At 64.5% G+C, this 4,017-nt stretch carries 5 protein-coding genes and 1 pseudogene; 2 read left to right on the forward strand and 4 right to left on the reverse strand.

All coding sequences use genetic code 11. The annotated features are described in order from the left end of the window. Positions 1-1,216, forward strand: a 1,216-nt coding sequence (locus tag EOA27_RS25760; RefSeq protein ID WP_245491160.1) for a bifunctional 2-C-methyl-D-erythritol 4-phosphate cytidylyltransferase/2-C-methyl-D-erythritol 2,4-cyclodiphosphate synthase, incomplete at its 5' end; no start/stop codon positions are given. Next, on the forward strand, positions 1,213-1,701 hold the full coding sequence (locus EOA27_RS25765) for a CinA family protein (RefSeq protein ID WP_126082761.1): 489 nt from the start codon (positions 1,213-1,215) through the stop codon (positions 1,699-1,701). The genes EOA27_RS25760 and EOA27_RS25765, both read left to right, overlap by 4 nt. Here the strand turns inward: EOA27_RS25765 and EOA27_RS25770 are convergent. The 4 genes and pseudogenes from EOA27_RS25770 to EOA27_RS25785 form a co-directional block, all read right to left on the reverse strand. Next, positions 1,698-2,153, reverse strand: coding sequence for a type II toxin-antitoxin system RatA family toxin (locus tag EOA27_RS25770; RefSeq protein WP_126082762.1), 456 nt, complete (start codon positions 2,151-2,153; stop codon positions 1,698-1,700). The two genes, EOA27_RS25765 and EOA27_RS25770, sit on opposite strands and share 4 nt — an antisense overlap. Before the next feature lie 6 nt (positions 2,154-2,159). Beyond that, the gene (gene lipA / locus EOA27_RS25775; RefSeq protein ID WP_126082763.1) at positions 2,160-3,125 is read right to left on the reverse strand and encodes a lipoyl synthase; all 966 of its coding nucleotides are present in this window, start codon (positions 3,123-3,125) and stop codon (positions 2,160-2,162) included. Positions 3,126-3,271: 146 nt separating this feature from the next. Next, entirely contained in the window at positions 3,272-3,529 is a 258-nt protein-coding gene (locus EOA27_RS25780; RefSeq protein WP_042642286.1) for a GlsB/YeaQ/YmgE family stress response membrane protein, read from the reverse strand. A gap of 174 nt (positions 3,530-3,703) precedes the next feature. Then, positions 3,704-4,017, reverse strand: a pseudogene (locus tag EOA27_RS25785) (dihydrolipoyl dehydrogenase); the annotation flags it as partial.

Raw genomic sequence — 4,017 nt, forward strand, 5'->3', positions numbered from 1 at the left:
CGAAAAGCAAGCGGCGTCCCCAGGCGGCGGGATCGGAGTGGTGATCGTGGCCGCCGGCCGTGGCGCGCGCGCCGGTCAGGCCGACGGTCCGAAGCAATATCAGCGCATCGGCGGCCGTGCCGTTATCGCCCATACTCTGGATATCTTTCTTTCGCATCCGTTGATCGGCCCGGTTGTTGTCGCCATCCACGCCGACGATGCCGAGCTGTTGCAACGCGCCGCGGGGGCACACGCCGAACGTCTCATCACTGTTATCGGCGGCCCGTCGCGCCAGGCCTCCGTCCGGCTCGGCCTCCTCGCGCTAAGGGACCAGGCACCCGAAAAGGTGCTTGTGCATGACGCCGTGCGCCCGTTCGTCGATGCCGGGCTGATCGATCGCACCATCGAGGCCATCGGGGAGCGCCACGGCGCCCTGCCGGCACTGCCCGTCGCCGATACGCTGAAGCGGGAATCGGCCACCGGCATGATCGACGAGACGGTGTCGAGGGCCGGCCTTCATGCGGCGCAGACGCCGCAGGGTTTTCCGTTCTGGCCGCTGCTTGCGGCGCATGAGAAGGCGCATCATCTGGGCAAGACGGAATTCACCGACGACGCGGCGATCGCCGAATGGGCGCAGATACCGATCAAGATCGTTCCCGGATCGCCAGACAACGTCAAACTCACCTGGGCAAGGGACATTGCATTGGCCGACGAGCGGCTCTCCAGCGCGCAGCACCGCTTCCCGGATATTCGCACCGGCAATGGCTACGACGTGCATGCGTTCGAGCCCGGCGACCATGTCACGCTCTGCGGCGTCGCCATTCCCTATGACCGCAAGCTCTCCGGCCATTCGGATGCCGATGTCGGGCTGCATGCGCTGACCGACGCGCTGCTTGCCACCTGCGGCGCCGGCGACATCGGCACGCATTTCCCGCCATCGGACCCGCAATGGAAGGGTGCGGCCTCGAGGATCTTCGTCGAGCACGCGGCCAAGCTGGTGCGCGAGCGCGGCGGCCGCATCGCCAATGCCGACATCACGCTGATCTGCGAGGCGCCGCGAGTCGGCCCGCATCGCGCCGCGATGACGCAGGCGCTTTCGGCCATGCTCGGCATTGCGCCCGAACGCATTTCGATCAAGGCGACGACCAATGAGAAGCTTGGATTTGTCGGGCGCGGCGAAGGCATCGCGGCGATCGCCACGGCCAGCGTCGTATATCCGGGAGAGGTTCCGGCATGAGCAACGCTGAACTTGCAAACGCCCTGCTCCAGGCCTGCCAGCAGCGCGGCATCATGCTGGCGACCGCCGAAAGCTGCACCGGCGGCCTGATCATTGCCGCGCTGACCGACATTGCCGGATCGTCCGCCGTGGTCGATCGTGGCTTCATCACCTATTCCAACGAAGCCAAGATGGAGATGCTCGGTGTCTCCGCCGCCACGCTCGAGGCGCATGGCGCGGTCTCGCGCGAGACGGCGCTGGAGATGGCCGCGGGCGCGCTGGCGCATTCGCGGGCAAGCCTGTCGCTCGCCGTCACCGGCATTGCCGGTCCCAGCGGCGGCTCGGCGGACAAGCCGGTGGGCCTTGTCTGGTTCGGGATCGGATTGGCCGGACAGCCGGTTGTCGCCGAACAGCAATTGTTCGGCCAGAAGGGCCGCGAATTCATCCGGCACGAGACGGTGCGTCACGCGCTGCAACTCGGGTTGCGGGCGCTCGGCGAAAGTTAGGCCGGCTTCGCGCCATAGATGACATCGGCGCGCTTCTCGAAGGCTTCCGAGAACATGCGGAAGGCGCGGTCGAACATCGTGCCCATCAGCGCGCCGAGAATGCGGCTCTTGAATTCATAGTCGATGAAGAAATGCACCTCGCAGCCGCCATCGGCCGGGTCGAAGCGCCAGATGTTGCTGAGATATTTGAACGGGCCGTCGATGTATTTGACGTCGATGGCGTTGTCGTCGGGCTTCAGCAGCACCTGTGTCGTGAAGGTCTCGCGGATCGCCTTGTAGCCGATGCTCATGTCGGCAACCAGGATGGTGCGGCCGTCCCGCTCCTTGCGCGAGCGCACGGTGAGCGATTCACAGAGCGGCAGGAATTGCGGGTAGGCCTCGATGTCCGCCACCAGCGCGAACATTTCTTGCGGTGTATGCGCGACGCGGCGTGTCGCCTCGAATTTCGGCATTGAAAGTCAGCTGGCCTTCGCGAGCTGCGCCTCGCGCGCCGCGCGCAGCCTGGCGAAATCCTCGCCGGCATGGTGCGAGGAACGCGTCAGCGGGCTCGATGCCACGAGCAGGAAACCCTTGGTCTTGCCGATCGTCTCGTAGGACTTGAACTCGTCCGGCGGGATGAAGCGGATCACCGGATGGTGCTTCTTCGAGGGCTGCAGGTACTGGCCGATGGTCATGAAGTCGACATTGGCCGACCGCAGATCGTCCATCAGCTGCAGCACCTCGTTCCGCTCCTCGCCGAGGCCGACCATGATGCCGGATTTGGTGAAGATCGACGGGTCGAGTTCTTTCACGCGCTGGAGCAGCCGGATCGAATGGAAATAGCGGGCACCGGGCCGGACCGTTAGGTAGTTCGACGGCACGGTTTCGAGATTGTGGTTGAAGACGTCGGGCTTGGCGGCGACGACGATCTCCAGCGCGCCGTCCTTGCGCAGGAAGTCGGGCGTCAGGATCTCGATCGTCGTCGACGGCGTCGCCGCGCGGATGGAGCGGATGACGTGGGCGAAATGCTGCGCGCCGCCATCTGCAAGGTCGTCGCGATCGACCGAGGTGATGACGACGTGGCTCAGCCCCATCTGCTTGACGGCGTGTGCCACGCGCGCCGGTTCATCCGGATCGAGCGCGGTCGGGATGCCGGTCGCGACGTTGCAGAAGGCGCAGGCGCGCGTGCAGATCTCGCCCATGATCATGAAGGTGGCGTGCTTCTTGTCCCAGCATTCGCCGATATTCGGGCAGCCGGCCTCCTCGCACACCGTCACCAGCTTGTGCGACTTCACGATCTCGCGCGTCTCGGAATAGCCCTTGGAGACCGGGGCCTTGACGCGGATCCAGTCCGGCTTGCGCAGCACCTCCTGGTCGGGCCGGTGCGCCTTCTCGGGATGCCGCGGGCGCGGCCGGTTGGCGATCGTGTCTACGACTGTGACCATCTCAAACCCTTCGCGGCCGCGATTTCGCCAGCCGCTTGTCTTTCGTCATCTAGGACTTTTCGCGGCAAAGAAAAAGGCCGGGGCAGCGCATGCCGCCACGGCCGTTTTCGCATAGCAGGCTTCGTTCAGCGACGCATTCGCGCGCCTTACCGGCGAACGAGCCGGCCAACAAAGATCAGCAGGCAGGCCCCGATGAAGCCGGTGATCAGATAGGCGACCCAGCCGACGCCGAACGACTGGATGTTGAGAGCCTGCAGGATCGCGTTCAGCACGATCGCGCCGACGATGCCCATGATGATGTTCATGAAGATGCCGGTGTTGCTCTTCATGACCATCTCGGCGAGCCAGCCCGCCAAGCCGCCGACGATGATGGCTGCGATCCAGCCGACGCCATTCAAATGCATGTGCCAGTTCCTCCTCGATCAGGTGAAAATGCATCCGGATACGAACCGCCTTGCCGTCAGCTATCTCCGGCTGCCGCGTGTGAGTCTCGCCTGACCAATCTAGCACGGATCGGCCGTCTATCACCGATCGGCGATCTATCACCGATTGGTGATCTGTCGCCGGGCGGTGATTTGTCATGCGTTCAAAGCGCGGCCATAGGCGTCGAGCACGCTCTCCTTCATCATCTCCGACAGCGTCGGATGCGGGAAGATCGTGTGCATCAGCTCTTCCTCGGTCGTCTCCAGGTTCATCGCCACCACAAAACCCTGGATGAGCTCTGTCACTTCGGCGCCGACATATGGGCGCCGAGAAGCTGCCCGGTCTTCTTGTCGAAGATGGTCTTGACGAAACCCTGGTCCTCGCCCAGCGCGATGGCCTTGCCATTGGCGCTGAAGGGGAAGCGGCCGACGCGGATGTCCTTGCCTTCCGCCTTGGCCTTCGCCTCGGT

Source organism: Mesorhizobium sp. M2A.F.Ca.ET.037.01.1.1 (genome assembly GCF_003998075.1).
In the GTDB taxonomy this organism is placed as follows: domain Bacteria; phylum Pseudomonadota; class Alphaproteobacteria; order Rhizobiales; family Rhizobiaceae; genus Mesorhizobium.